General features: G+C 68.6%; 26 protein-coding genes and 1 tRNA gene. 23 read left to right on the top strand and 4 right to left on the bottom strand.

Translation table 11 applies throughout. The features are described from left to right. Positions 1 to 37: 37 nt before the first annotated feature. The 20 genes from ACQQ2N_RS12160 (at position 38) to ACQQ2N_RS12065 (ending at position 18,919) form a co-directional block, all read left to right on the top strand. Positions 38 to 583 carry a hypothetical protein gene (locus ACQQ2N_RS12160; RefSeq protein WP_440221842.1) on the top strand — a complete coding sequence of 182 codons (546 nt, stop codon included), beginning with the start codon at positions 38 to 40 and terminating at the stop codon, positions 581 to 583. Then, a complete protein-coding gene (locus ACQQ2N_RS12155) occupies positions 546 to 1,166 on the top strand; it encodes a hypothetical protein (protein WP_440221841.1) in 621 nt (206 codons plus the stop codon). Before ACQQ2N_RS12160 ends, ACQQ2N_RS12155 begins: the two co-directional genes overlap by 38 nt. Continuing rightward, positions 1,123 to 1,779 carry a class I SAM-dependent methyltransferase gene (locus ACQQ2N_RS12150; protein ID WP_440221840.1) on the top strand — a complete coding sequence of 219 codons (657 nt, stop codon included), beginning with the start codon at positions 1,123 to 1,125 and terminating at the stop codon, positions 1,777 to 1,779. The genes ACQQ2N_RS12155 and ACQQ2N_RS12150 overlap by 44 nt, the downstream gene beginning before the upstream one ends. Continuing rightward, positions 1,776 to 2,621: a hypothetical protein gene (locus ACQQ2N_RS12145; protein ID WP_440221839.1), complete on the top strand. Its 846-nt coding sequence runs from the start codon at positions 1,776 to 1,778 to the stop codon at positions 2,619 to 2,621. Before ACQQ2N_RS12150 ends, ACQQ2N_RS12145 begins: the two co-directional genes overlap by 4 nt. Further along, positions 2,611 to 3,402: a hypothetical protein gene (locus ACQQ2N_RS12140; protein WP_440221838.1), complete on the top strand. Its 792-nt coding sequence runs from the start codon at positions 2,611 to 2,613 to the stop codon at positions 3,400 to 3,402. Before ACQQ2N_RS12145 ends, ACQQ2N_RS12140 begins: the two co-directional genes overlap by 11 nt. After that, the gene (locus ACQQ2N_RS12135) at positions 3,399 to 4,073 is read left to right on the top strand and encodes a hypothetical protein (protein WP_440221837.1); all 675 of its coding nucleotides are present in this window, start codon (positions 3,399 to 3,401) and stop codon (positions 4,071 to 4,073) included. Before ACQQ2N_RS12140 ends, ACQQ2N_RS12135 begins: the two co-directional genes overlap by 4 nt. Next, positions 4,070 to 4,411 carry a head-tail connector protein gene (locus ACQQ2N_RS12130; RefSeq protein WP_440221836.1) on the top strand — a complete coding sequence of 114 codons (342 nt, stop codon included), beginning with the start codon at positions 4,070 to 4,072 and terminating at the stop codon, positions 4,409 to 4,411. Before ACQQ2N_RS12135 ends, ACQQ2N_RS12130 begins: the two co-directional genes overlap by 4 nt. Further along, on the top strand, positions 4,411 to 4,836 hold the full coding sequence (locus ACQQ2N_RS12125; protein ID WP_440225753.1) for a phage head closure protein: 426 nt from the start codon (positions 4,411 to 4,413) through the stop codon (positions 4,834 to 4,836). Before ACQQ2N_RS12130 ends, ACQQ2N_RS12125 begins: the two co-directional genes overlap by 1 nt. Continuing rightward, positions 4,826 to 5,305 (top strand): phage upper tail fiber protein, encoded by a 480-nt coding sequence (locus ACQQ2N_RS12120; protein WP_440221835.1) that lies wholly within the window; start codon positions 4,826 to 4,828, stop codon positions 5,303 to 5,305. Before ACQQ2N_RS12125 ends, ACQQ2N_RS12120 begins: the two co-directional genes overlap by 11 nt. Further along, positions 5,305 to 6,072: a hypothetical protein gene (locus ACQQ2N_RS12115; RefSeq protein WP_440221834.1), complete on the top strand. Its 768-nt coding sequence runs from the start codon at positions 5,305 to 5,307 to the stop codon at positions 6,070 to 6,072. Before ACQQ2N_RS12120 ends, ACQQ2N_RS12115 begins: the two co-directional genes overlap by 1 nt. Continuing rightward, a complete protein-coding gene (locus ACQQ2N_RS12110; RefSeq protein ID WP_440221833.1) occupies positions 6,072 to 6,572 on the top strand; it encodes an HK97-gp10 family putative phage morphogenesis protein in 501 nt (166 codons plus the stop codon). The genes ACQQ2N_RS12115 and ACQQ2N_RS12110 overlap by 1 nt, the downstream gene beginning before the upstream one ends. Beyond that, positions 6,569 to 6,934, top strand: a complete 366-nt coding sequence (gene gp17 / locus ACQQ2N_RS12105; RefSeq protein ID WP_440221832.1) for a tail completion protein gp17 — start codon at positions 6,569 to 6,571, stop codon at positions 6,932 to 6,934. The genes ACQQ2N_RS12110 and gp17 overlap by 4 nt, the downstream gene beginning before the upstream one ends. Positions 6,935 to 7,055: 121 nt before the next feature. Next, positions 7,056 to 7,553, top strand: coding sequence for a phage tail tube protein (locus ACQQ2N_RS12100; protein WP_440221831.1), 498 nt, complete (start codon positions 7,056 to 7,058; stop codon positions 7,551 to 7,553). Positions 7,554 to 7,694: 141 nt separating this feature from the next. Further along, positions 7,695 to 8,060: a hypothetical protein gene (locus tag ACQQ2N_RS12095; RefSeq protein ID WP_440221830.1), complete on the top strand. Its 366-nt coding sequence runs from the start codon at positions 7,695 to 7,697 to the stop codon at positions 8,058 to 8,060. A 62-nt stretch (positions 8,061 to 8,122) separates the two neighbouring features. Next, positions 8,123 to 8,386, top strand: coding sequence for a phage tail assembly protein T (locus ACQQ2N_RS12090; protein ID WP_440221829.1), 264 nt, complete (start codon positions 8,123 to 8,125; stop codon positions 8,384 to 8,386). Between the two features lie 37 nt (positions 8,387 to 8,423). Further along, positions 8,424 to 13,673, top strand: a complete 5,250-nt coding sequence (locus ACQQ2N_RS12085) for a hypothetical protein (RefSeq protein WP_440221828.1) — start codon at positions 8,424 to 8,426, stop codon at positions 13,671 to 13,673. Beyond that, positions 13,670 to 14,797, top strand: a complete 1,128-nt coding sequence (locus ACQQ2N_RS12080) for a putative Ig domain-containing protein (RefSeq protein ID WP_440221827.1) — start codon at positions 13,670 to 13,672, stop codon at positions 14,795 to 14,797. Before ACQQ2N_RS12085 ends, ACQQ2N_RS12080 begins: the two co-directional genes overlap by 4 nt. Next, positions 14,794 to 15,378 carry a hypothetical protein gene (locus ACQQ2N_RS12075; protein ID WP_440221826.1) on the top strand — a complete coding sequence of 195 codons (585 nt, stop codon included), beginning with the start codon at positions 14,794 to 14,796 and terminating at the stop codon, positions 15,376 to 15,378. Before ACQQ2N_RS12080 ends, ACQQ2N_RS12075 begins: the two co-directional genes overlap by 4 nt. Continuing rightward, entirely contained in the window at positions 15,378 to 18,077 is a 2,700-nt protein-coding gene (locus tag ACQQ2N_RS12070; RefSeq protein ID WP_440221825.1) for a hypothetical protein, read from the top strand. Before ACQQ2N_RS12075 ends, ACQQ2N_RS12070 begins: the two co-directional genes overlap by 1 nt. After that, positions 18,074 to 18,919: a hypothetical protein gene (locus tag ACQQ2N_RS12065; RefSeq protein WP_440221824.1), complete on the top strand. Its 846-nt coding sequence runs from the start codon at positions 18,074 to 18,076 to the stop codon at positions 18,917 to 18,919. The genes ACQQ2N_RS12070 and ACQQ2N_RS12065 overlap by 4 nt, the downstream gene beginning before the upstream one ends. 212 nt (positions 18,920 to 19,131) lie before the next feature. Here the strand turns inward: ACQQ2N_RS12065 and ACQQ2N_RS12060 are convergent. Together ACQQ2N_RS12060 and ACQQ2N_RS12055 are read right to left on the bottom strand one after the other, a co-directional pair. Then, positions 19,132 to 19,208 (bottom strand) — tRNA-Asn (locus tag ACQQ2N_RS12060). Between the two features lie 244 nt (positions 19,209 to 19,452). Continuing rightward, positions 19,453 to 20,502, bottom strand: coding sequence for a hypothetical protein (locus tag ACQQ2N_RS12055; RefSeq protein ID WP_440221823.1), 1,050 nt, complete (start codon positions 20,500 to 20,502; stop codon positions 19,453 to 19,455). A gap of 316 nt (positions 20,503 to 20,818) precedes the next feature. On the opposite strand from ACQQ2N_RS12055, the gene thiD reads away from it, so the two are divergent. Next, the gene (gene thiD / locus ACQQ2N_RS12050; RefSeq protein ID WP_440221822.1) at positions 20,819 to 21,625 is read left to right on the top strand and encodes a bifunctional hydroxymethylpyrimidine kinase/phosphomethylpyrimidine kinase; all 807 of its coding nucleotides are present in this window, start codon (positions 20,819 to 20,821) and stop codon (positions 21,623 to 21,625) included. Position 21,626: 1 nt separating this feature from the next. Here thiD and ACQQ2N_RS12045 read toward each other — a convergent pair whose 3' ends face one another. Continuing rightward, a complete protein-coding gene (locus ACQQ2N_RS12045; protein WP_440221821.1) occupies positions 21,627 to 22,637 on the bottom strand; it encodes an isocitrate dehydrogenase in 1,011 nt (336 codons plus the stop codon). Positions 22,638 to 22,704: 67 nt separating this feature from the next. Between ACQQ2N_RS12045 and ACQQ2N_RS12040 the strand changes: the two genes are divergently transcribed. Continuing rightward, positions 22,705 to 23,826, top strand: coding sequence for a hypothetical protein (locus tag ACQQ2N_RS12040; protein WP_440221820.1), 1,122 nt, complete (start codon positions 22,705 to 22,707; stop codon positions 23,824 to 23,826). Positions 23,827 to 23,852: 26 nt separating this feature from the next. On the opposite strand, the gene grxC is transcribed toward ACQQ2N_RS12040, so the two are convergent. Beyond that, positions 23,853 to 24,110 (bottom strand): glutaredoxin 3, encoded by a 258-nt coding sequence (gene grxC / locus ACQQ2N_RS12035; RefSeq protein WP_440221819.1) that lies wholly within the window; start codon positions 24,108 to 24,110, stop codon positions 23,853 to 23,855. A 167-nt stretch (positions 24,111 to 24,277) separates the two neighbouring features. Here grxC and ACQQ2N_RS12030 point away from each other — a divergent pair, with 167 nt between their 5' ends. Then, positions 24,278 to 25,990 (top strand): M48 family metalloprotease, encoded by a 1,713-nt coding sequence (locus tag ACQQ2N_RS12030; RefSeq protein WP_440221818.1) that lies wholly within the window; start codon positions 24,278 to 24,280, stop codon positions 25,988 to 25,990. Positions 25,991 to 26,021: the final 31 nt, after the last annotated feature.

Here is a 26,021-nt window from a genome sequence, read left to right as displayed (position 1 = left end):
GGCTAGCAGCGCGCCGTTCGCGGACGCGATGTTCGCCATGGACTGGAAGTGGTGGCGCGAGTACGGATCCACCGTTCCCCCAGGCATGGAGCTTTGGACCGCCAGCGGCTACGCCGCGAAGGTCTTCAGCCTCAACGCCATCGCGACGGAGGACGGCGGCGGCGTGGCCACGGCGCCCGGACGCATCCGTCACGGCGGCAACAGCGGCTTCGCTGCCGCAAGTCTGGCGCTGCACTTCGGTGCCTCGCGGATCGTGCTGCTCGGCTACGACATGCAGCTCACCGGCGGGCGCACGCACCACCACGGCGACCACCGCGCCGGGCTCGGCAACCCCGACGCGGACAAGCTGCGCACGTGGTGCACGCGGTTCGCGCAGCTGGCGGCCGAGCTGCCCGTCGGCGTCGAGATCGTCAACGCGACGCGCGCGACGGCGCTGGAATGCTTCCCTCGGAGGGACCTGGATGCGTGCCTTTCTAAACCTCCGGCACAACGTCCCGGAGCGGCGGCGCGCGTTCGAGCGAGGCCTCGAGCGGCTGGGCTACTCGGTGTTCGACGAGATGCCGAGCCGGCCGAAGCCGGGTGACATCTTCGTCACGTGGAATCTGATCCGGGACGGCCGGTACTGCGCGCAGCGGTTCGAAGCCGCGGGCCTGCCGGTGATAGTCGCGGAGAACGCCACGTGGGGGAACGACTTCCTCGGCGGGCACTGGTACACGCTCGCGCGCTCGCGCCACAACACGGCCGGGATGTTCCCGGTCGGCGACGCGTCGCGCTGGGATGACCTCGGCGTCGAACTCGCGCCGTGGCGCACCGAGGGCGAGACGGTCGTGCTTCCGCAGCGCGGCATCGGCGCTCCGGGATCCGCGATGCCGCACGACTGGCCCGAGAAGCAGCAGGGCCGCGTGCGTCGCCATCCCGGGCAGTTTCACTGCACGCCCCTCGACGTGGACCTCGCACGCGCCGCGCGCGTCGTGACGTGGGGCAGCGGTGCCGCGGTAAAGGCGCTGATGTGGGGCATCCATGTCGAGTCGCACATGCCGAACTGGATCGGCGAGCAAGACAACACCGACGCCGGCCGGCTGGCGATGTTCCGCCGGCTGGCCTACGCGCAATGGAGACTCCATGAAATCGAGCAAGGCACCCCGTTTGCCCGCCTCCTCGCTTGAGGAATTCGAGCAGCGCGTCGTCACGCCGCGCGCCGGCCGCACCCTGATCGTCGGCTCGCAGGTCTACGGCGACAAGGAGGACCGCCGCGCGCGGTATCCGGATGTCGTCGGCATCGACATGCTGGCCGGCCCCGGCGTCGACCGCGTGCTCGACCTCGAAGAATCGCTGCCCGACGACCTCGGCCTGTTCGATCACGTCGAGTGCATGTCCGTGCTCGAGCACTCGCGCCGGCCGTGGCTGCTCGCGGCGAACATCGAACGCCTCATGGCGCCGGGCGCGACCTTGTTCGTGTCCGTGCCGTTCGTGTGGCGCATCCACGGCTACCCGAACGACTACTGGCGCCTGACGCCGGAGGGCGTTCGCGCGCTGTTCCCCGAGATCGAGTGGACGGCCGTGATGCTCGCGTCGCACGGGCTGACCGAGGGGCCGAAGTTCGGCAGCACGAAAGTCGGCGCGCATCCGTATTTCGCGCGCACCGAGACGGTCGCGTTCGGCACGCGCAAGCCGTACACGCCGACGCGCGCTGCACGCCCGCGCCGCACCTCCCGCCAGGTCGACGACGAGCATCGCGCCGCATTCGGTGGCGGCGACGCCGGCGGCGCCGACGCGTGAAGATCCTCGTCACCGGCCGCGGCGGTGCCGGTAGCTGGACCGTGCGTGGCGAGCAGCTGGGTGCCGCGCTCGGCGCGCAGGTGAAGCCCGCTGCGACGCGGATGGACCTCGTGCACTGCGACATCGCGATCGCGGTCAAGCGCGTCCCGGAGTCGCTGCTCGCGACCATCAACGCTTCCGGGAAGCCTTGGGTTTACGACGTCGTCGACGCATACCCGCAGCCCGAGGCCTCGGGGTGGTCACGCGACGAGGCGATCCGATGGATGCAGCGCCGCCTCGCGGAGCTCTCGCCGGACGCCATCATCTGGCCGACCCAGCGGATGCGCGAGGACTGCGACACGGGACGCACGCCCGGGATCGTGCTGCCGCATCACCACCGGCCGGGCATCGCGTCGAACCCGATCCGCGAGCGTGTCGCCGTCGTCGGGTACGAGGGAGCGGCGCACTACCTCGGCGGCTGGGAAAGCACCCTGCGCGACCAGTGCCGGGATCGCGGCTGGTCGCTCGCGCTGAATCCGGCGAGCCTGTCCGACGTCGACATCGTCGTCGCACTGCGCGGCGCGCCGTGGACCGGCTACGCGCAGCGACACTGGAAATCGAACGTGAAGCTCGCCAACGCGCACGCGAGCGGCACGCCCTTCATCGGCCAAGCCGAGCGGGGCTACGTCGAGACCGCGACCGGCGCGGAATACTGGGCCGAGAACGCCGCGGAGCTGCGCGTCTGCTTCGACTGGCTCGACGCCATGACCACGCGCGAGCAGGTGCACGACCGCTTCATCCAGGCGGCCTATTCCGTCGAACGCGCCGCGCGCGACCTCGAGGCGTGGCTCCGTGGACTGTGAGGTCGTGATCGCGCCGCGCACGGCGCTGCGCGGCGAGAAGATGCTGCGCGCCATGGTCGCGGCGGCGGACGAGGCAGGCGTGCGCGTGACCGTAACGGACCGACGCCGGCAGCAGGCGCCGTGGCTCATGACGTATGGGCTGGGCCATCCGGAGCGCCGCGCCGCCAACGTCGCGCACGTCCGGGCAGGCGGCCGGCTGATCGGCTGGGACCTCGGCTACTGGAACCGCGAGGTTCCCGATGCATTTGGCATGCGGCTTACGATCGACGCCGACCATCCGCACGGATGGATCACGCCCGCGCCGGGCTGGCGCTTCGACCGCGAGGGCATCGAGCTGCGCGAGGACTTCGACCCGACCGGTCCGATCGTCCTGGTCGGCATGGGGAAGAAGCAGCGCCGCATGCTCGGGATCTCGGCGCGCGCGTGGGAGCTCGGCGCGATCCGGAAGCTGCGCCGCGAGTTCCCGAACCGACGAATCGTCTACCGCCCGAAGCGCGAGGAATCGCCGCTCGACGGGTGCCCAACAGCTCGCGGACCGATCGAGCACGTGCTTCACGGCGCGTCGCTGGTCGTGTGCGCGCACTCGAACGTCGCGGTCGACGCGTGCATCGCCGGCGTGCCGGTGCGCTGCAGCGATGGCGCAGCGCTCACGCTCTACCGCGACAACCCCCAGCCGTCGCGCGAGCAGCGGCTCGAATTCCTGCGCAGCCTCGCGTGGTGGCAGTGGTCGCCGCCCGAGGCTGCGGAAGCCTGGGCCTTCATCAAGGGATGCCTGCAGTGATCAACCTGTTCTGCGGCTACGACCCGCGCGAGGCGATCGGCTTTCACGTCTTCGCGCACTCGGTCATATCGCGCGCGTCGGTGCCCGTGGCGATCACGCCCCTCGCCTCCATGGGCCTGCCGCAGGGGACCAACGCCTTCACGATGTCCAGGTTCCTCGTCCCGTGGCTGTGCGGGTATCGCGGTCGCGCGATCTTCGCCGACGCGTCCGACATGGTGATGCTCGACGACATCGCGAACCTCGACGCCCTGTTTGATCCGAGACTCGCCGTGCAGGTTGTCCAACACCCGAAGTATCAGACCCGACACCCGCGCAAGTACGTCGGCACGCCGATGGAGGCCGAGAACCGGAGCTATGCCCGGAAGAACTGGGCGAGCCTCATGCTGATCAACTGCGGGCACCCAGTTTGGAAGGACGCGCGGCCCGAGGTGCTCGCGAAGGAAAGCGTCGTCGCATGGCTGATGATGGTCCTGTGGGATGCGGCAGGCGAGGATCAGGTCATCGGCGAGCTTCCTCGAGAGTGGAACGTGCTGGTCGACGAAGGGCAGGACGACACGAACGCCAAGATTCTGCACTGGACCGCCGGCATCCCCGCTTTCCACCACTACCGCAACGCCCCGCACGCCGACACCTGGCGCGCCGAGCGTGCCGCCATGGAGTCCGCTGCATGAGCGTCGTGACGCTCGACCAGGTGAAGGCGTGGCTGCGCGCGACGCACGATGAAGACGACGCGCTGCTGCGCGACCTCATCGATGCCGCCGAGGACGAGGCGCTTCGTTACCTCGAGCTCGCCGCGCTGCCGCGCGCTGCGGCGAAGTGCCGGGACTGTGGACCGGTGTCCGGCGAAGACCCTGTGTCCGACGCGACCGACGTCGCGCCGATCGTGCGCAACGGCATCTGCGTGCTCGTTCAAGCCGCCTACGAGGGCGGCACGGCGGCCGAGATGGACGCCATGCGCAACGTCGCGTGGTCGATGCTGCGCCCGTACCGCTGCCGAATGGGCGTGTGATGCTGACCCAGCGGCTTCGCCACCGCGTCGACATCGAGATGCCGGCGCGCGTGCAGGACGCATCCGGCTCGCTCACGGACACGTGGGCCAGCTACGCCCGCCGCGTGCCGGCCGACGTGGTGCCGCTGTCCGGGCGCGAGTTCATCGCCGCCCAGGCCGAGCAGGCCGGCGTGACGACGCGCATCACCATCCGACTGGATGCCGGCGTGATCCCGAACATGCGCATCCGGCACCTCGGCGTGGTGCACAACATCCTTGCCGTGCTGCCCGACCCGTCGTTCCGGCGGCACATGACGCTGATGTGCGAAGCCGGCGTGCCTGCCCCGGCCATCGAATATGCGCCGCCGCCCACCGGCGGCGCGTTGACCTTCAACGGCGACCAGCTCGCCTTCAACGGCGAGGGAGTGACCTTCAATGGCAATTGACCTCGGCGATGCCCCGGTCGGCACGCCGCCAACCCTCGGCCAGCAGGCGCAGATGCGTGCGGCCCTCGGGATCACCGCCGGTGCGACAGGTCCCACGGGAGCCACAGGCGCTCAGGGAGCCACCGGGCCGGCCGGCGTTGGTGTCACGGGCGCGACCGGCGCCACGGGGCCCACAGGCCCGACTGGTGCGGCTTCCGCAGTCGCTGGACCCACGGGTCCGACCGGGCCGGCTGGAGATGCCGGCGCGACGGGACCCACGGGGGCAGCTTCCAACGTTCCCGGCCCCACCGGCCCCACGGGCGCCGCATCGAATGTCCCGGGCCCGACCGGTCCGACGGGCGCTGCTTCGACGGTGCCGGGCCCTACTGGTCCCACCGGACCGGCGGGACCTTGGACGCAGATCACACAGTCAGCGTATGACGCGCTGAGCCCGCCAGACGCCGGCACCCTGTACGTGATCGTCGGCTGATGGCTCTGATCAACACCGCCGCTGCGATCCGGCTAGGCTCGAGCGTCGTGTCGCGCGTTTACGCGGGCAGTACGCAGGTGTGGCCGTCGGGATCCCCGCCCTCGCTCGTCGTGCGCGGCGCCCTCGCCAGCTACCAGAATGCTGGCGACAACGCCTGGTCGGTTCCGCTCGTGGACGGTGCGGCCGTGGGCGACGTCGCCGTCGTCGCTGTCGCGACAGACGCGCTCGGCGCCGGCATCGTGTTCCTCTCCGACGGCGCCGACTTCCTCGGCACGTTCGGCACGACCGCGGGCGAGCACGTCGTGCGCATGGCGATCGCGCGCGTCGTGCTGACCGAGGACGACATCACCGCCGGCGCGGTCTCTGGCACCTACTCCACGTTCACCCGCTGCATCGCTCTGGCGGCGGTGTGCGATGGCGGTGGTGCTGCGGTCGATGCCGTCGTCGCCGTCCAGGATGTGACCACGTCCGGCGCGGTATCTCTGGTCGCGCCCAGCGCGGACGGTGCGGTCGGAGGTGTCGCGTTCGTGATCGGAATCGTCAACGTGGGCGGCAACGCGCCGAGCTTCGCCTTCGAGCAAGGCGACGCGCTCGTTGACACGTCCGGCGTGATTCCTGGCGGCACAGCGTACATGCACGGCGCCGTGGCATCGCTCGCACTCGTGGACTCGACTGCAACCGGCGACATCGACATCGACGCGACGCTGTCCGCGCCGTACTGGCAGGGTCGCGGCATCGCGGCGCAGATCGTCATCGCGGGAACCTGATGGCCAGCACCGTCCAGGTCCACGGGCTCAAAGAGCTCGGCGCGCGGCTGCGCGCGCTGCCGAAGGAGATTGCCGGAAAGAACGGTGGCCCCCTGCTGTCGGCGCTTCGGAAGATGGGCGGCGAGATCCAGAAAGCCGCGCAGCAGCGCGTGCCCGTCGACACGGGGACGCTGCGCGAGAACATCATCGTCACGCGCGACCGCGCGCCGCAGAAGGTCGGCATGACCGAGGTCGTGCACGTCACCGTCAGGTTCAAGGCGAAGGCGTACCGCGACAACAAGAAGAACCGCAGAAAGGCCCGCGTGGGCGCCGAGTACAAGGACCACGGCCGGCTCTTCTACGCCAAGTTCCTCGAGTTCGGGACCATCAACGCGCCGCCGCACCCGTTCATGCGGCCTGCGTTCGAAGAGACGAAGCCGCGCATGCCGGAGATGTTCCGCACGGAATTATCGGCAGCGATCGCGCGCGCTGTCCGCAAGCTCAATCGAGGTGGCCGGTGATCCCTCCCGTGTTCCCGATCCTGTCGGCGTACGCGCCCGTCGCGGCGCTCGTCGGATCCAACCCGGTCCGGATCTTCGAGTCGGTCGCACCGGACAAGACGCCCCGCGACTACATCGTGTGGAACCTGATCTTCGGCACGCCGGAGAACTACATCGGCGAGCCGCCCGCGATCGACAACATCCGCACGCAGATCGACTGCGTGTCCGACACGTCGCCCGGGGTGAAGGCGCTGGCCGATCACGTGCGCCGCGGTCTCGATCCGCACGCCGTGTGCGTCAGCTTCAACCAGTTCACGAAAGACCCGGCGACGGGCCTGTGGCTTTACAGCTTCGACTGGAGCTTCTGGGTCCGCCGCACCTGATCGATTCCCGAACCCAGCCCGGCACGGCTGGCGAAAGGAACCGGACCCGCCCTCGAGGCGGGCTTTTTGTTTCCGCCCTGCGCGGGTTCGTGCCGATCCCCCAACCCTTGAGGTATTCACCATGGCAAACGAGACCCTTGCCCAGGGCTTCGAGCTGTTCGTGCGCGACAGGCTCACGAACCCGTCCGTTCCGGTCGTTCGCAAGATCGGCAACATCACCAACCTCGGCGAGTTCGGCGGAACGGCCGACGACCTCGAGACCACGAACCTGGACTCGAAGGCCAAGGAGTTCGTCCGCGGCCTCGCCGACAACGGCGAGATGAGCCTGCAGATCAACGTCGCGCGCAACGATCTTGGCCATAAGTTCATGTGGAAGGCGCACAAGATGACGCCGGCCCAGGGCGATCCCCGCTTCGAGTTCATCATCTGCGACAGCACGGGCACGGACCTGCCGACGCTGGACACCTCGGATGGTTTCGATCCGCCGGCCGACCGCGAGTGGTTCTCGTTCCTGGCCTCGGTCAAGTCGTTCCGCATGCCCGTGGGCGTCAACACCGTCGTGAACGCGACGACCGCGCTGCGCATCTCGGGCGAGATCACCTCGTCGTGGGACGACTGATCCATCCCACCTGACGCGCCCATCCCGGGCGCACACCAACGGCATCCACCACCCAACGGCATTCCTGCCGGCGCGGCGCGCTCTCGCCGTTTGCCGTGGCGCTCTCGCGCCGTGTCGGCAGGATCTACGAGGCAAACCACCATGAACGATTCCATCAGCGGCGCCCCCAGCTTCCTGAGCTGCGTTGCGTCGAAGCTCGGCGAGCAGAGCGTCACGCGTGACGTCGAAGTCGAGGGCGGCACCTCGATCAAGATCCGCTTCCGCAAGCTCACGGCCGGCGCAGCCGAGAAGCTTTTCAACGACGGCGGTCCCGCCAAGAAGGGCAAGAGCCTGCGCGCGCGCCTGATCGCCGCGACCGTTTCGTTCCCGAGCGAAGACGGCGACGTCGACTGCTCGGAAGCCGACGCCAACGCGCTCCCCAACGACTTCGCCAACTCGCTGCAGAACATCGCGCTCGAGGTGAACGGCATTGTCGTGGGTGGCGAAAAAAAGGACTCAGAGGACTAGAGCGCTTCAAGTTCACGCTCGCGCTCCGGCTCGGCAAAACCGTTGCCGAGCTGGACGCGACGATGTCGTTCGAAGAGCTGCAGAAGTGGCGCCTCTACGACGCCGAGACGCCGATCGACGACATCCACACGCACCACCTGCCGTCCGCGACGACGTCCGCGGTGCTCGCGAACTGCCATCGCGATCCGAAGAAGCGGCGTGACCCCTACACGGCTGACGACTTCCTGCCGCCGTGGAAGGAACTGGGTGACGTGGGAACGCCGGTCAGCGCGCAAGAGCTGACCGAGAAGCTCCGGCAAGTCCAAGACCTCAACAACAACTACTGACCCCGCTTCGGCGGGGTTTTTCATTTCCGGAGCACGCATGTCGAACTCACTCGGCAGCTTCAGCGTCGACGTCATGGCGAACATCGCCAAGTTCGAGAGCGACCTCGGTCGCGCCGAACGTGTCGCGCAGCAGCAGGCGGACAAGATCAAGCGCGTGTTCACCGGGCTAGCCGGAACCGTCGGCGTGACGCTCGGCGCTGGCGCGCTCGCCGCGTGGGTGAAGAGTTCGATCGATGCCGCCGATCGCGCTGACGAACTGGCGCAGAAGGTCGGCGTCAGCACGCAGGAGATGTCGAAGCTCACCACGGCTTCGAAGTTCGCCGCGACCGACCTGGACGGCGTGACGAAGGGCATGCAGAAGCTCGCCCAGAACGCGGCGGCCGCGGCTGGTGGCCAGAAGGCTCAGGCCGATGCGTTCGCTGCCATCGGCGTCCAGGTCAAGGACGTGAACGGCAAGGTCCGCGACAGCTTCGCGCTGTTCGACGACGTGGCGAAGAAGTTCGAGGGCTACGAGGGCGGCATCACGAAGACCGCCCTCGCCGTGAAATTGTTCGGCAAGTCGGGCACCGACCTGATTCCGATGTTCAACGACTGGAACGGCAACGTCGCCGAAGCGATCAAGCTGTCGGACGAGTTCGGTGCCACCATCAGCAACCGCGCGGGCGCGGCGGCGGCCAAGTTCAACGACACCGTCGCGAAGCTCGGCATCGTCGTCCAGGGCGTCGGCAATCAGCTCGCCGAACAGCTGCTGCCCGCTCTCAACCGTCTCGCCGACGCGACGCTTCGTGCGTTCCGCAGCGACGGCTGGAAGTCGTTCCTTTCCGCGCTGTCGTCCGGCACGAAGCTGCTCGTCGACAACATCGATCGCATCGGCAAGGCGACCGTCATCCTCGGCCAGATCGTCGGCGTCGTCGTCGCAGGCAAGATGGTGAACGCCTTCGCGCTCGCCGCCTGGGAGTGCGCTGAGCTCACGAAGAAGATCGCCATCTCGACGGCACTGTCGCGCGAGCTCGGCCTTGCGGGTGCCGCTGCAGGTGCGGGCATGGCTAGCGGGATCGGCGCCTCCCTCAAGCAGATCGGGCTGCTGCCAGGCGCCATCGGCGCGGCGACCGCTGCGTTCAGCGGCTGGCAGATCGGAACCTACCTGCGCGAGGAGTTCGTCGAAGTTCGCCTCGCTGGCATCGCGCTGATGGAAGGACTCTCGGTCGCGTGGGAGCGCATGAAGCAGTTCGGCATGGCCGCGTGGGAGGGCGTGAAGCACTCGTTCCTCGTGTACGCGGGCGAGGTGGTGAGCGGCGTCGACAAGATCCTCGGCATCATGAGGTACGTGCAGATCGGCCAAGGAAACATCGCCGGCGCGCTCGAGATCGACGGCTGGCGCGCGAAGCTGCAGGGCGTGGTTCCCGCCGCGGGCGACCTGCAGCAGGCCCTTGCCGCGATCAACAGGGAGGCCGACGCCCAGGTCGAGGCGATCCGACGCGGGTATGGCGAGCTCGCCGAGTACGAGATCCAGACAGAGACGGTCTCCAACGCGCTGAAGGCGTTCACGGACCGGATCGATGGCGTTTCCTACGCGAACATCGCCGCTTCGAAGGGTTCGAAGGAGTACGCCGCCGCCGTCAAGGAAATCAACATGGCCGCCGCGGCTGCGGTCGCTGGTGGCGTCTACCAGGCCAAGGCGCACGAGCTCGCCGCGACGGCGATCAAGCGCATGGGTCTGGCGACTTCGGAGACGGCGCCGATCATCGAGGACGGTAGCGAGAAGGCGAAGAAGTTCGCCGATGCGCAGCACGACCTCGCGATGGCGATGTCGAGGATCCGCGCCGAGTCCGGACCCCAGGCGGCCGCGGTGGAGAAGTTCAACCAGCGCATGCTGGAGGCGCAGCGCCAGTCCGCCAAGATGGCCGATGCCGACCTGTCCGCCGGCAAGATCATCGAGTACCTCGGCGCCGAGGCCAATGCCGCGGGCGTCGAGTTCCGCAAGACCACGGCCGAGATCGCCAAGCAGACGGACGTGCTCGGCGAGTACATGCGCGAGCTCGACGATGATCGCGCGCTGCTCGGCCTGAGCGACCGCCAGAAGGCGATCGAGGTCGCGGTGCGCAGCGTCGTCAAGGCCTACGAGGCCCTGGACGAGGAGCAGAAGAAGCAGGCCGGCAACCTCGACGAGATCGTCGCCAAGGTGCGCGAGGCCGAGGGCGCCTACTACGACCAGAGCAAGGCAGTCGACGCGGCGAAGGCGATCGCGCAGAAGTGGGTCGACCAGTGGATGACCGCCGTCGACCAGGTGTCGAGCGCGATCGGCGACTTCGTGGTCGGGAACATCCGGTCCGTCCGCGACTTCGGACGCGCGATGGTCGACATGGCGCGGGACATGGTTTCGCAGATGATCGCCGAGTTCGCGAAGCTCGCCGCGATCAAGATGCTGACCGGCTCCGGGGCGTCGTGGGGTGGCATCGCCACGCAGGCTTTCGGCGCGCTGATGGGCGGCGGATCGGGCGGCGGGGGCGGTTTCAACGTCGGTAGCGTCGCATCGAGCGGCATGTCGAGCTACCTCAACAACGCCGCGACCAACTACATCACCAGCCTGTTCGGAGGGGCTACGGCCGCCGCGGCAGGTGCAGGCATGGCCGGCGTTGGCGCGCTCGCCGCCGGCACATACACCGCCGCGGCACCGTGGGTCACCGCCGCGAGCGCGACGGGCGCATGGACGACCGGCGTGTCGGCTGGCGTCACCGGCATCGGCGCCGGTTCGGGCGCGGCCGCAGGCGGCACTGCCGCTGCTGGCGGCGCCTCGGCCATGGCGGCGGCGCTCTCCTGGATCCCGATCATCGGCGCGATCCTGTTCGGCATCTCGAAGGGAGACGCGTGGTACGCCGAGGGCTGGGATCCGAACTGGTCCGGGCAGAAGGAACTCGGCAACTTCTGGGGCCGTAGCCAGGGCGACTTCAACAGCATCGGCGGCAACACGTTCGTCGACTGGACCGTGATGGCGACCGACTCGCTCCTGCGCGGGATCTTCGACGATCGCACCGCGGCCGCGCTGTCCGGCTCGAGCGGAATCGCTCGCGCGTGGGGCTATCGCAAGCCGTCGCTGCGCAACCGTGACGACGCGCAGGGCTTCGACTGGAACTTCGGCGGCGACGGCGCGACCGGTAACCTGTGGGCGCAGATCAAGGCGAAGGGTGGCTGGTTCGTCGGCGACAAGAAGTGGACCGAAACCGCCGAGCTGTCGGCCGAGATGCAGAAGAGCATCACCCAGTTCTGGGACAGCGTGACGGAGCGGATGACCCGCCTCGCGCGCACCTTCAACGCGAACGCGCCCGACAAGATCGATGCCGCGTTCCGGTCCGAGTTCAACAAGAAGGGCGAGCTCACCAAGACGATCGGCACCATCCTCGGGAAGCAATACGAGGAGGACTGGGAGACGTTCCAACGCCGCATCGTGGCCGAGCAGGACGTCGCATTCCTCGACGCTCTGGACATGGGGCGCGGTGTCAGCGCGTTCGCGGAGCAGTGGCGCGCCAGCATCGAAGAGCTCACCGCCGGCGTGCAGATGCTCATGACCGCCGCGGATGACGTGCGTCGCGGCCAAGGCCTGCTTACCACTGGCGACACGAAGAGCGCCGACAGCATCCTTGTCCAGACCGCCACGCTGATCGAGGACCTCGCCGTCGCTGGGGAGGATCTCGCGAGCGCGTACAACCGCGTCTACGGATCGACGAAGCTCCTCGAGCAGATGGCCGGCCTGATGGGCGTCACGTTCGACAAGACGCGCGAGGGCTTCATCAGATTCGCCACCGACCTGGTCGACGTCGCCGGCGGCATGGACCGCGCGGGCGCCCTCGTCAGCTCGTTCATGTCCAACTACTACAGCCAGCAGGAGCTGGCCGCGAAGCAGATGGCCGAGCAGTGGGCCAGCGCCGACGCCGCGCTCGAAGGCATTGGCCTGAAGGCCGGAACTTCGATGCAGGACCTGCGCACCGCGTTCGAAGGCGGCATGGCATCGATGACGGCCGAGCAGATCGTGCAGTGGCTGGAAGCCGCCGACGCTCTCGCCGTGGCCACGAACGCCCAGCGCGCCTACAACGAGGCGATCGCGAAGGCCGCGCTCGACTACATCGGCCTGATCAGCGGCCTGGAGGTCGAGCTCGGCGACAACACCGGGTTCGCCGCGGCACGCGCCCAGGTCGAGGCCTGGGAGATGCAGACCATCGCTCAGGCGAACGCGCTCGCGCGCGCTGCAGGTCTGCAGGGCGCCGCCGAGAAGGATCTCGACACGATCCGCCGTGCAGCGACGCGACGCATCGAGCAGATGATCGACGCGCTCCGGGCGCAGGTTCGTTCCGGCGCCGAGGCGCTGGGTTACATCAACCCCGCCGACACTCTCGACTACCTCAACCAGCGGATCTCGGAGCTTTCGAACACGACGACGGATGCTGGCGGCGCGATCAACGCTGCGATCGATGCGATGCGCGAGCGCATGGGGCTCCTGCTGGGCGACCTGTCCCCGTTCAACGACGAACGCAAGCTGCAGATCGCCCTCGAAGGCTTCGCTGCCGGGACCGTCGATCCGAACCAGGTGCTTGAGATCGGCCGCCGCCTCTATGCGAGTTCCGCCGCATACAACGCGCTGTTCGATCAGGTGATGGCCACGGCGAACGCTGGTGCGAATGCGCTGGGTCCGACCGGCAACGGATCGCAGGTGAACGCGAGCGGCGACACTCGGACGCTCGAGCAGCTGATCGCCGCGCGCGACGAGATGCTCGCCGCGCAGCGGCCGATCATCGCGCAGCAGACCGCGCGGTACATCGCCGAGCTCGCCGGAGCCAGCAACGAGACCTACGCGGCGATCGCGGAGGCTCAGGGCTGGAACCTCGAGCGCCTTGCCGAGGACATGGGCCTATCGTTGAAGGGCCTCGAAGAGCTGCTCGGCGTCTACACCGCCGAAGCCATGGACGTGAGCTTCATCGACGTCGGCGAGATGATCCGCGACGCGCTCTACGTCACCCGCGACGACCTGGTCGCAGCCATCACGGGCAATGACACGAATCGCAAGCCGGCGGCGGACAGCGCAGCGGACGCGGCCGTGGAAGATGACTCGACGGTCCGCATCCAGGACGGCATCGACGAGCAGAACACCACCGCGCGCGCTGGGCTACGGATCGGCGAGCAGCAGCTCGATGTCATGCGCCAGATCGTCGCCGGCATCGCAGCTCTGCGCGGCGAGCTTGGCCGCGACGCGAGCATGCCGCGCAGCGTGCGCCCGACGGAGCACATCTCGTGACGCGCCTCGCGATGCTCGTCGACATCGAGCCGCAGATCGATCCGGCAGCCGCTCGCCTGCGATCCGACATCCGGGCGACGCGCAGTAAGGTGGGCGTCGCCTACCGCGCGAGCGTGCGAGGACTCGGTGGCGCGGAGGGCTACAGCTACGCATCGCTCGCGATGCCCGGCTGGGCAACGATCGACCCCGTGACGGGCGACATCACCGGCACGCCCCCGAACGGCACGACCTACGGAACGGCCACGGTACGCATCACAGACGCGCTCGGCGCGACGGTCGATGTCGTGGTCGCGCTCGACATCGTGCCGCAGCTGACCATCGTCGGCACGCTGGCGCCGTGCGAAGAGCAGGTCCCGTATTCGTCGAGCTTCCAGACGACGGGCGCGGCCGGCACGCTCACTTGGAGCACGCCGATCTGGGGCGTGCCGGGCCTCTCGATCAACGCGGCGTCCGGACTGATCACCGGCTTGCCGACGGTCCCGGGCAGCTACCCCGTGCGCGTGTCCGTGACGGACGGCATCGGCGTCGCGACGATCGACTTCGTGCTGGTCGTGGCGCCGCTGATGTCGGCGCCTCCGGCCGTACTTCCTCCCGCACTGGTCGGTGCCGACTTCGCGTTCCAGCTTCCGCACGCAGGTGGGCAGCCGCCTTACACCATCGTGCCGGACACGTCCGTCTACGCTTCGATCACATCGATCCCGGGCCTCTCGCTCGATCCGAATACCGGATGGGTCACCGGGCGGCCCACGGCGGCGACTGGCGGTCCGAATCAGCCCTTCTCGGTCACGTTCACCGACCTCGCCGGGGCGGTGATCACGCAGACCTACTACCTGACCGTGAACATGCCGACGCCGAATCCGGCCGGCCTCGTGTCGATCGAGTTCTTCGGCGACGGCTCCACCAGCGTGTTCGCGTTCGCGAACCCGTTCGCTGGCTTCGGCACCGGCGCAGTCGAGGCGCGCACGCACGCCGTCGTGTACGACGCCACCAGCATCCCCGCGGTCGTGCTGCGCATGATCGATGTGAACACGTCCGCCGACGGCTTCATCTACGTCACCTTCACGGCGCCGCCCGCCCTCGGCCGTCGCTACTTCCTGAAGGTCATCTGCGGGACGCACACGTGATCTCCGAATCGCCCCTGATCCTCCCTGGTAGTGTCGCCGCAGGTGCGCAGCTGCGGCTGCCGCCCGGCACCGCGCCTTCCGCGCCTGTCAGCGGCGACGTCTGGACGACGGCCGCCGGCCTGTTCGTTCGGATTGGCACCGCCACCATCGGACCGCTGTTCATCCCGACCGCGACGCGGCTGCAGGCGACGGCGGCATCGGCCGTGCTCGCTGCCGCGAACTCGACCTGGTACGACGCCGGCTGCGGCCTCGTGCTGCCCGACGCTGGCACGTACTTCTTCAGCGCGACGATTCGCTCATGGGTCGCGCAGTCGGCCCCCGGCGGCACGCTGCTTGCGCGGCTCTACAACACCAGCACGGGCGCGGCGATCGCGAACTCCGAGACGCGTCTCGCGTATGCCGGCGTGGCGAGCACCGACTACCTGACCACGACCACGATCAACATGCTCGTCACGACGACTGTCGCCGGCCAGACCGTGCGCCCGGAGATCTCGCGAACGGCCACCGGCACCTACAGCGCCGCGCAGACGCAGACCGACGCGAACGGCCGCACGCGCTCCCTCGCATTCCGGATCGCCTGATGTTCACGCGCACCTTCGCCACGCTCAACGATGCCGCCAAAGGCCCTGCGCTCGAGCTCGACCAGGGCGCGCTCATCGTCACGTGCAGCACCATCAGCACGAACCGGAACCGTATGGTGCGCGGCACGGTCGGCCGCAACACCGCGGACGGTGGGGTCTACGGCTTCGAGTGCGTGTTCTACGCCTCCGATCCCGCGCAGGCACTGGCCAGCGTGACCGCGGTCGGCCTCGCAACGGCTACCACCGTGCTGACGACGTACGCCGGCGGCACCGGCGCGCAGAACATCGGCCTCCTTCCCGGCGACGGCCAGATCCATCGCAATGCCGCGTCGATCCAGACCGTCGACACGATCGCGCAGCGCGTGGTGATCACGGTCGTGCTCGATGCGTCGAACCCTGCGGCGCCTGTCGTGCGCTTCTACGCGAACGGCGCCGCGGTCGGCACCGCCATCGCGCTCGCCGCCGCGACGACCTACTACCCGGCCGTGACCGTCGGCAGCGCGACCGCCGCGTACGACCTGCACGCCTTCTGTTCGTTTGGCCAGCGCAAGTTCAAGCGTCCGATCGCGCGCACGGGCGGCGGCGTGGTCGACGGCTGGTACGAGGGCCGCGCGGCGCCGCGCAACGCGTACCTGATCCCGGTCGATTCCGGTGGCGCGCTTGTGCAGAACGGCGGCAGCACGACCGCCTACGCGCCGCGCATCACGAACGGCGAGGGTTTCAGCTTCACGCGGGCCTGCTCGGTCTGGCAGTGGGGCGGCCGCACCTCGGGCACGAGCTTCGGCAATCTCGAGCTGGACAACCGCGACGGCCTGTACGACTTCCTCTGTGACCAGGCGTATCGCGATGCGACCGTGCGGATCTCGATCCTCGACGTCACGGACCATCTCGCGGTCTACCCGACGAAGAACCGGATGACTCTGGCGACCGGTGTGCTGGACAGCGTCGAGTCGATCGGCGAGGACGGCATCCGCATTCGGGTGAAGGACACGCTCGCGCGACTGCAGAAGCCGCTGCAGACCGACATCTTCCTGCCGTACCTGGACGCCGGCGTCGCGAACACGCCGGTACCGATCACGCTCGGCGCATGCCGCAACGTGCAACCGGTGCTCACCGAGCAGACGAAGCGCACCTTCGTCGCGCACGACGCCCCCCTCACGAACATCGGCCGCGTGCGCGATCGCGGCGCACCGCTGTCACCGTACTCGACGCCGCCGCAGTACGTCCCGTCTCCGGACCTGGACGGCATCACGCTCGAGACGATGCCGATCGGCAAACTCACCATGGACTGCTCGAGCGTCGGCTCGCAGGTCGTGATTCCCGGCGCCGCGGACGTGCTTGCGGGCGCGGGCGAATTCAACGCATGGCCGAACCCCGCGAACCCGCCGACCGGATGGACTTCGGGCGGCAGCGGCACGGTCAGCCGGATCGGCGCGTCGGCTCCGTTCCACGCCAGCCTGTTCACGAGCGGGTTCTACGAGGGCCAGCTCGGCTTTGTGGGCGTCCACCTGCGGACGTCGGCGCACGTGTTCCAGCCCGGAAAGAACTACCGCATCACGTTCAAGATCGCATCGTCGCAGGGTGGCGCATCCTCGTACGGCGCGGCCGGCGTTCCGTTCGGCATGATGCTGCGCACCGACCTCGGCCGGCTCCCGCCCGGGGCGATCACGCCGAACATGCGCCCGATCAGCGCGCCGAACACGCCCGCGTTCCAGAACTACACCTTCACGTTCTCGTGCCCTGCGGGATCCGCGCTGCCGCTCTACATCATCGTGAGCGCGCCGCAGAGCACGATCACGGGCGTCGGCGCCGGGCCCGGACGCGTCGAGGTCTACGACGTGAAGATCGAGCTTCTCGGTCAAGTCACCGCGACACTGCCACTCGATGGCATCGGCTGGACCGACATGTACCGCGAGCTGCTGGAGCGCCGCGGCGGCCTGAGTGCTGCCGAGTGGGATTCCAGCGACACCAGCATCATCGACAACACGCCTCGTCCGATCGGTCTGCACATCCGCGAGACGAACAACGTGCAGCTCTCGGCCGCCGCGCTCGCGCCGCTCGACTCCATCACCGGCGCCATGTTCACGGATGCCGAGGGCCGCGTGCGCATCCGCGAGTTCATCGATCCGCGCTGGTGGTACCGACCCGGCGCGCCGCCGATCGCGATCGCAACCTCGCTGCTGTTCGACACCACCAACACGGCGTTCGGCATGCAGGACAGTCCCGACAACGCGCCGGGCCTGACCACGGCGGTCGGCGCGCGCAAGAACTGGTCGAAGTTCGGCGACAGCGACTTCGTTTCAGACTTCGACACCGTGCCGGCGGCGACGCGCGCGCAGTTCCGGCGCGACTACCAGCTGCAGGTCACCAGCACCCTGTCGATGTCGGCGGCGTACGCGCACGCGGTCAACGCTCCGCCGCTCGGCACGCTGTTCGATTCGATCGAGATCGCGGGCGCGATGCTCGACCGCACGCTGTACTCGTACAGCACCCTCGTGCCGGCGCCGCGCTTCAAGAAGTGCACGGTGTTCTTCGACTCGCTCGAGAACATCCCGATCGGCTACTTCGGCGACTACGTGCTCGCGCGCTACCCCCGCTTCGGGATGGAAAACGGCGTCGTGCTCGCGGTCGTGGACGCCACCTACTACCCGCACGGCGGCATGGTCGACTTCACAATCTGGGGTGGCAAGGACCGATGATCATCGCTTACGAAATGCCCGCCATCTCGGCGGTCTCCGTCCAGCAGGGCGCGATGCTCGGCACGAATGGTCCCGACCTGTACGACGGGCGCCCTGGAACCGCGGTCGCATTCCAGACTCCCGCGAGCACGGGCCAGACGCTGCGCTTCACCATGAATCTGGGCACGTCGATCCCGCTGGCCACAGCCGACTATCTGCTCATCCGCATCGACAACGTGCGCGCGTCGTTCGTGAACGTCCCGCAGGTCGCCGTCACGCTGACCGGGCCCGGCACGTCGATCGCTGCCGCGCAGGTCGTGGTGAGCCCGGCATCGCGCAACGCGTCCCGGTCCATCCTCCTGCCGCGGTCGTTCTTCGGAGCGTCGCCGGCAGCGGTCTCGGCCATCCGCCTGGACATCACGAACGCCGTGGCGTCGGCGCAGGTGTCGGTCGGCGACGTCTTCATCTCGCGCGCTTACGAGGTGCCGGTCGACCGGCTGACCGAGACGCCGGTCGACCCGAGCGTCACGCGGCGCAGCTCGGGCAACCAGCCGTGGCCGCTGGTGCGGCTGCCGTTCCGCCGCGTCGATGCGGCATTCGTGAACCAGTCCTACCGCGACGCCTTCCTCGACTCGACGATCTGGCCGCTGCCCGGCAACCTGCGCAACCTGATGTTCGGGGCCGCGCGCGCGACGAAGCTCGGCATCGTGACCCGGTGGCGCTACGACCATTCGCGCCCGATCAGTCAGCCGATGGTGGACGTCAACACGATGCTCGCGCGCCTGGTCGACATGAACGGTTTCGAGGGGCAGGCCGGCAACGACCGGTGGCCACTGTCGGCGGTGTTCGAGGAGTCGCTCTGAGGTCGGGAGCGGCGTAAGCGAATTCCCACGCCACGACGCGCGAAGCGTCCATTAAAGCAGGCCCGCAGGCGCGACAGACTGACCTCCCCGGCAAGCCATCAGCGCGCGCCACGCGCCCGAACGTGGACACAGCTGGCCGGGGAATATTGGACGCCGGGCCGGATATTGGACAAAAGAAAAGGGCCGGCATTTCTGCCGGCCCTTTTCAGATATGGCGCCCGAAGTTGGACTCGAACCAACGACCCCCTGATTAACAGTCAAGTGCTCTAACCGGCTGAGCTATTCGGGCGAGCCGCGTATTGTGGTGAGGTCGCCCCCGCGCGTCAAGCGTTCCGCGCACGATGCCCGGCAACGCAACCGCGATGTCATCCACGCTGACGGAAGCCCGCGCGCGGCCGCCTCCCCGATGGCGCGAAGGTCCCTGCGGGCCTCGTGTACACGTGCGCGCAAGACCCCCTCGACGGCGGGACACTCAGGAAGAAACGGATGCCGTGATCATCGCAGGCTGCCGGGCGCGTGACTGCGGGTCGATCTCAGAACCGCATCGCCCACATGGCCTCGAACTCGAGGCTGTCGCCGCCACCGGACGGATCGCGCGTGCGGTAGCTCGGCACGCCCAGGAAGTACGGAGCCGTCGAATACACCGTCTGCAGGCTCAGGCTTGCATGACGGCCGATCGCACGCGCGTAGCCGAGCGCGATCGCGTGATCCGACGGATCCGACCCGAGCGCACGCTCGAGCACGCGCGCCGTCGGAACGGGCTGCTGGCGTGTCGTGTAGCGCAACTCGAGCTCGCCGAACGGCGCGTGACGGAACGTCCAGCCCGCGCTGTAGACGTCGAGATCCTTCCAGGCGAACTCGGGGCTCGCGCCGGTTCCGAGCAATGCGAGGAAGCGGGTCGGCAACGCCGAGCTCGTGAACGGCTTGACGCCGCTGTACATCACGCGCTGGACGCCGACATCGAACGACAGCATGCGCGTGAGCGCGTAGCTGAGGCCGAAGCTGGCGCTGGCCGGGATGTCGAACTGGCCCGGTTCCGCGTAGACGCCGCGGTAGTTCTTGAACGCGTCCATGTCGACCTGCGACTGATACGACGCACTCCAGCTCAACCGCTCGCTCAACGTGTTGTCGACATCGAGCCGGATGCCCGCACCGTACGACGTCTCGGATCCGACGCCGTTCCAGTAAGGCAGGACCTGCTGCAACGGGAGAGAGCCGAGTCCGAGGCTCGCGAAGCGCTGGTAGGCCAGCACGGCGGTCACGCCGACCGAACCCGATGGCCCCAACGGATGCACGTAGGACGGCGCCACGATGTAGCGCTGCAAGCCGATACGCGGCAATTCGGCATCGGGGTCGACGGCCGGGCGGGACAGCGCCGGGGCACGATCATCGACCATCGCGCGCGACACCGAAAGATTGAGCGATGCGCCGGAGCCCTGGCCGAGCGCCGCGAGAAGCATCGTGGACGATGCATCGGCGAACGCGGTCTCGAAGACATCCGGCTGCGTGGCCTGGACCTTCTGGGCCCACGAGAAGCCCGGGGTGATGCTGGCCAGCGCGTAGTCGCGCCAGCGCGAAGGCACAGCGGCATCGGGGCGAGCGCCGGCCACACCGTAGGACGCGCCCACGATGTCCGCGCCAAGCGCGGGGGAAGAAAGGGGGAGCGCCAGCATGATGCTGAACGCTCCCGCCCACTTTGGTGCCGTTGCTGTTGCCCGCTGCATTGCCCTGTGCTGCGGTTCGGGGAAGGGATGTATCCTTGACGACCCATATTCGCGTAAACACAACACCGGGTCAAGCACGCAACATGGCGTGCCGACGGCAGGAACGGCTCTCGCAGGGCCGTCCGACGCCCTTCGCCGCCCGATCCGTTGCGAAAAACCAACAGGCTCCGCCACGATGCACGACGTCTCCGCCTCCCCTCCGATCGCCATGACCATCGCCGGCTCCGATTCCGGCGGCGGTGCAGGCATCCAGGCGGATCTGCGTACGTTCGCGGCCTTCGGGGTGCACGGCCTCAGCGCGATCACTGCGCTGACCGCCCAGAACACCCGCGGGGTCACCGCGATCCAGATGACGTCGGGCGCAGTGCTGGCCGCGCAGATCGATGCGCTGTTCGAGGATTTCTCGGTCGGCGCCGTCAAGACCGGCATGCTCGGCAGCCCGGCGCTGGTGAGGGTCCTCGCCGACCGGCTGCGGCAGCATCGGCCGCAGGCACTCGTCGTCGACCCCGTGCTCGTCGCCACCACGGGCGCGGCGCTCGCGCGCGGCGGCGTCGTCGCGACGATGAAGCGCCACCTGTTGCCGCTCGCCGACCTGCTGACGCCGAACGTGCCCGAGGCCGAGCAGTTGCTGGGCCGGACCTTGCGTGATCGCGACGATCTCCTCGCCGCTGCTCGCGAACTGCGCGGCCTGGGCGCACGCGCGGTCCTGCTCAAGGGAGGCCACCTGCCCGGCCCGATCGTCCACGACGTACTCGTGGAGGCAGGTGGCGAACAGTGGTTCGAGCACGCGCGCATCGACGTCGAAGGTCACGGCACGGGATGCTCGCTGGCCGCGGCGATCGCGGCGGGGCTGGCGAGAGGCAGCACCCTGGGTGAGGCAGTGGCGGACGCGGTCGCGTTCGTGCACCGGGCACTCGAACGCGCCTATCGCCCCGGGAAGGGCGAGGCGGTCGTGCTCGACCACCTCGCCGCACGCGGCTGAATCAGGCGCGCAGGCGCTCGATCAGCGCATCGGTGAACGTCGCGGTCGTGCCGCTGCCGCCGAGGTCCGGCGTCAGGCGGTCGCGCGCCTCGAGCGTGGCGTGGATGGCCGAACGCAGCTGGCGCGCGCGGTCTTCCATGCCGAGGTGGCCAAGCATCTGCGCGGCGCCGAGCAGCAGCGCGCACGGATTGGCGACGCCCTTGCCGGCGATGTCCGGCGCCGAGCCGTGCACGGCCTCGAAGATGGCCGCTTCGGTGCCGATGTTGGCGCCCGGCGCAAGGCCGAGGCCGCCGACGAGACCGGCGCAGAGATCGGAGATGATGTCGCCGAAGAGGTTCGTCGTGACGATCACGTCGAACTGGTGCGGATTCATGACCAGCTGCATGCAGGTGTTGTCGACGATCATCTCGTTGAACGCGATGTCCTCGTACTCGCGCGCGACGTCGCGCGCGATCTTGAGGAACAGGCCCGAGGTCGTCTTCATGATGTTGGCCTTGTGCACGGCCGTTACCTTCTTGCGCCCCTGGCTGCGCGCCATCTCGAACGCGTAGCGCACGATGCGCTCGCAGCCGCGGCGGGTGTTGCGGATCAGCGACTGGGCGACCTCGCCGTCCTCGGACAGCGTCTGGCCCTCCGATCCGTACGCGCCTTCGGTGTTCTCGCGCACGGTGATGATGTCGATCTCTTCGTAGCGCGCCCTGGTGCCCGGGAACGTGATCGCCGGACGCACGTTGGCGTAGAGGTCGAAGCGCTTGCGCAGCTCCACGTTGAGCGAGCTGAAGCCGCCGCCGATCGGGGTCATGAGCGGGCCCTTCAGGGCCACCTTGTGGCGCGCGATCGCATCGAGGGTCGCCTGGGGCAACAATTCCCCGGTCGCCTGCTGCGCCGCAACACCCGCTTCGACGAATTCATAGGAAAGACCCGCGTCGAGGGCATCGAGCACCCTCAGCGTCGCGTCGACGATTTCGGGGCCGATACCATCGCCCCGGATGACTGCAATCGTCTTGCTCATGACCAACCAGACTCCACGGTAGAATGATCGCCCGAAGGCGAAAGTCGGCCATTATCCGGAAATGACGGTGCATCGCACAACCAAACGCGCCTTGCGCGCCGCATGCGTGCTTCTGGGCCTGCTGGCTTCGCTGACGGCCGTGCAGGCGCTGGCGGCCACCGACGATGCCACGATCACGATGAGCCTCGAGCTGCCGCCGCATGCGCCGCATCTGCCTCCCGACCTCGTCATCGAAGGCTCGTGGCCCGAGAGCTGTCTGCCCGTGATCGAGCGCACCATGCTGCAAGGCCGGGACATCGAGGTTCGCCTGCGCGCGTCGACCCGGGGATGCACGGAGACGCCCTCACCCGTGACGCTGCGCACGAACCCGGCGATCGCGGGCGGCTGGCGCGAGCTGCCCTTGGGCACCTATCGCGTGCGGTTGTTCCTGAGGCACGGCGATGGCCCCGAACGCCTCGTGGCATTCCGGCTGCTCGAAGCGGGCGCCCGCGAGTACGCGCCACGCCCCGAGAGCGGCTTCTGGTGGGCTGTCCCGACCGACGACGGCATGCCTCCGCTCAACGGAAGCGGACTCGCCATCGAGCGGCAGGGCAACGAACTCGCCGTGAGCCTGCTCACGTACGAGAACGGCGCACCGACCTGGCGATTCGGCAGCACGAAGCTCGAGGGCGGCACCGCGCGCATCGCGATGATGCGCATGAGCGGCGGCGGCGAACCGTTCCAGACCTCGGGGAGTACGCCCCACGCAAGTCCGGACCTTGCGCTCAATCTCGATTTCCGTTCGCCTGCGGAGGTCGATGCATGGATGGTCGTGGACGCCGCCGCCTCGGGCAGTGGCCTGCGCGAGGAACGGGCCGCGTTCTCGCGCGTGCCGTTCGCCGACGGGCAGGCCGCGGCGACCTGGCGCGGTCGCTGGATCTTCACGTGGGACCAGTCCGACCATGCGCGCGTGCTGACGCTGACCACGACATCGAATCTCGGCAACGACCGCTTCAGGCTCGCCACCACCGAAAACGACATCGCCCTCGAGTGCCGCATGGCGACGTCGGGGGCTCGCCGCCCCCCCGATCTGTGCACCTTGTCGGACGGACTCACGGTCCTCGCCACGTTCGATGGGATCGGCATCGACCGCATGAAGGGCCGCGCACTGGACGGCGGGCCGGTCCAGCTCACGCGCGTGTCGAACTGAAGGCCGGCGTCGCGGCCGCCGCCGCGTCAGATCGCGGCGATTTGCGCCAGTCGCCCGCTGCGATCGGCCGTCGCCAGGTCGTCGAAGCCGCCGACATGCACGCCGTTCACGAAGATCTGCGGCACCGTGCGGCGGCCACCGCTGCGCACGAGCATCTCGTCGCGCCTGGCCGGATCCGTGTCGATGCGGATCTCGGTGTACTCGAAGCCACGCTGGCGCAGCAGGTTCTTCGCCGCGACGCAGTACGGGCAGATGGCGGTGGAGTAGACCTCGACGGGAACCATGATCGAACCTCGCGCGACGCGTGATGGCGCGTGACATGGGGATGACGCCATCCTCGCACAAGCTTTGGGGGCACCGTGCGGGACCACGGCGGCTTACCGCCATTTAAGGAACCAGCCGCTACACTATGGCATCCCATGCTGCGTCACGCTTTCCGGAGTCGAACCGCATGCGCATCGTTACCCGCCTGCTCGCCGCCGCGGTCGCCGCCGGCGTCACCTCGATGGCCGGTGCACGCGATCCGTCCGTGCGCCTGCCGGACATCGGAAGCTCCGCCGCATCGGCCGTGTCCACGACCGAACTCAAGGACTACGGCGATGCGATGCTGCGCGAGATGCGCGCCTACGACATGATCCTCGAGGACCCCCTCGTCGGCGACTACATCCAGTCGCTCGGTTATCGCCTCGTTGCGTTCAGCGACCGCCCGGAGCTGCGCTACACGTTCTTCGTCGTGCGCAGCAACGACATCAACGCCTTCGCATTCCCGAGTGGCCACATCGGTTCGAATGTCGGACTCATCACGGCCGTGTCGAGCGAGGACGAACTCGCCGCCGTGCTCGCCCACGAAGTCGCCCACGTCACCCAGCTGCATACGCTGCGCGCGTTCGAGGATTCGAAGAAGACCGCGCTGCCGATCGCGCTCGCCATGCTCGGCGCGATGGTCGCCTCGCGCAACCGCACCGACGACGCGGGCCAGGCCGCGATGATCGGCGGACTCGGCCTGATGCAGCAGCGCGCGATCAACTTCACGCGCTACGACGAGATCGAGGCCGACCGCGTCGGCATCCAGACGCTCGCCAAGGCAGGCTACGACCCGCTCGCGATGGCCGACACGTTCTCGATGTTCCAGCGCACGATGCGCACCAACGGCGTCGATGTCCCGGAGTTCCTGCGCACCCATCCGATCGACGTCAACCGCATCGCCGACGCGAAGGCACGTGCAGGTCAGCTCGCGGACCAGTACACGCCGGCGCGCAACGATGTGCCGTCCGCCGCCTCACGCGAGCCCGGGCCCGACGGTGCGCCTCCCCCGCTGCTGCTGACCGTGCCGCGCCTCACCGCGGGAAGCCCGCGCGCGGTCGTCTCGACGGCCGACGGCAGCGGCGACTTCCACCTCATGCGCGAGCGTGCCCGCGTGCTCGCCGCCGAGGTTCCGGCGACGATGCTGCGCTACTACGCCGACGACCTGAAATCGAACCCTTCGTCGTTCACGCCGGCCCGCCATTACGGCCACGCGCTCGCGATGCTGCGGGCACGCCAGCCCGAGAACGCCGCGAAGGCCTTCGAGACCCTGCTCGCCGACCACCCGGGGACGCTCGCGTTCGAACTCGGCCTCGCCGCCGCCCACGACCAGTCGGGCGACCGGGCCGCCGCGCTGGCACGCTACGAGCGCCTGCAGCACGACTCGCCCGGCAATCGCGCGGTGGCGCTCGCGTACGCGTCGGCGCTCGTGTCGAACGGCCAGCCCGACAGTGCCAGGCGTGCCCAGGAGATCCTGCGCCCGCTGCTCGCACGTCACGGCGACGATCCCGAGCTGCAGCGCAGCTTCGCCCGCGCCTGCGAACTCGGTGGCGACAAGGTCCGCGCCACCGAGGCGTTCGCCGAGGCGACGTTCCTCAACGGTCGCGCCGAGGACGCGCTCAACCAGCTCAAGAACCTCAGCAAGAACACCGAGCTCGACTACTATCAGCGCGCACGCGTCGACGCGCGGATCACCGCGATGACCCCGATCGTGCTCGAGCAGCGCAAGCGCGGCCAGCGCACCGACGACACCTCGTCGGGCGGCAGCGGCGTCACCGCGTTCGGGGAGGCGTCCGGCGAGTGCCGTCACATGCCGTGCATGAGGGTGTCATCGCAACGTAACAGTGCTCCGTTGCAATGAACATGTCACAAGGCACCCCCGACGGGGCCAT

This window comes from Dokdonella aquatica, from assembly GCF_051987395.1.
In the GTDB taxonomy this organism is placed as follows: Bacteria; Pseudomonadota; Gammaproteobacteria; order Xanthomonadales; family Rhodanobacteraceae; genus Dokdonella.
This window is presented reverse-complemented; position numbering and strand designations above follow the sequence as displayed.

Excerpts from the sequence above, each read along its gene's own strand:
- ACQQ2N_RS12160 (WP_440221842.1), top strand. The coding sequence starts at position 38 with ATGGACTGGAAGTGGTGGCGCGAGTACGGATCCACCGTTCCCCCAGGC.
- ACQQ2N_RS12150 (WP_440221840.1), top strand. The coding sequence starts at position 1,123 with ATGAAATCGAGCAAGGCACCCCGTTTGCCCGCCTCCTCGCTTGAGGAA.
- ACQQ2N_RS12130 (WP_440221836.1), top strand. The coding sequence starts at position 4,070 with ATGAGCGTCGTGACGCTCGACCAGGTGAAGGCGTGGCTGCGCGCGACG.
- ACQQ2N_RS12125 (WP_440225753.1), top strand. The coding sequence starts at position 4,411 with ATGCTGACCCAGCGGCTTCGCCACCGCGTCGACATCGAGATGCCGGCG.
- ACQQ2N_RS12120 (WP_440221835.1), top strand. The coding sequence starts at position 4,826 with ATGGCAATTGACCTCGGCGATGCCCCGGTCGGCACGCCGCCAACCCTC.
- ACQQ2N_RS12115 (WP_440221834.1), top strand. The coding sequence starts at position 5,305 with ATGGCTCTGATCAACACCGCCGCTGCGATCCGGCTAGGCTCGAGCGTC.
- ACQQ2N_RS12110 (WP_440221833.1), top strand. The coding sequence starts at position 6,072 with ATGGCCAGCACCGTCCAGGTCCACGGGCTCAAAGAGCTCGGCGCGCGG.
- ACQQ2N_RS12100 (WP_440221831.1), top strand. The coding sequence starts at position 7,056 with ATGGCAAACGAGACCCTTGCCCAGGGCTTCGAGCTGTTCGTGCGCGAC.
- ACQQ2N_RS12095 (WP_440221830.1), top strand. The coding sequence starts at position 7,695 with ATGAACGATTCCATCAGCGGCGCCCCCAGCTTCCTGAGCTGCGTTGCG.
- ACQQ2N_RS12090 (WP_440221829.1), top strand. The coding sequence starts at position 8,123 with ATGTCGTTCGAAGAGCTGCAGAAGTGGCGCCTCTACGACGCCGAGACG.
- ACQQ2N_RS12085 (WP_440221828.1), top strand. The coding sequence starts at position 8,424 with ATGTCGAACTCACTCGGCAGCTTCAGCGTCGACGTCATGGCGAACATC.
- ACQQ2N_RS12070 (WP_440221825.1), top strand. The coding sequence starts at position 15,378 with ATGTTCACGCGCACCTTCGCCACGCTCAACGATGCCGCCAAAGGCCCT.
- ACQQ2N_RS12065 (WP_440221824.1), top strand. The coding sequence starts at position 18,074 with ATGATCATCGCTTACGAAATGCCCGCCATCTCGGCGGTCTCCGTCCAG.
- thiD (WP_440221822.1), top strand. The coding sequence starts at position 20,819 with ATGCACGACGTCTCCGCCTCCCCTCCGATCGCCATGACCATCGCCGGC.
- ACQQ2N_RS12045 (WP_440221821.1), bottom strand. The coding sequence starts at position 22,637 with ATGAGCAAGACGATTGCAGTCATCCGGGGCGATGGTATCGGCCCCGAA.
- grxC (WP_440221819.1), bottom strand. The coding sequence starts at position 24,110 with ATGGTTCCCGTCGAGGTCTACTCCACCGCCATCTGCCCGTACTGCGTC.
- ACQQ2N_RS12030 (WP_440221818.1), top strand. The coding sequence starts at position 24,278 with ATGCGCATCGTTACCCGCCTGCTCGCCGCCGCGGTCGCCGCCGGCGTC.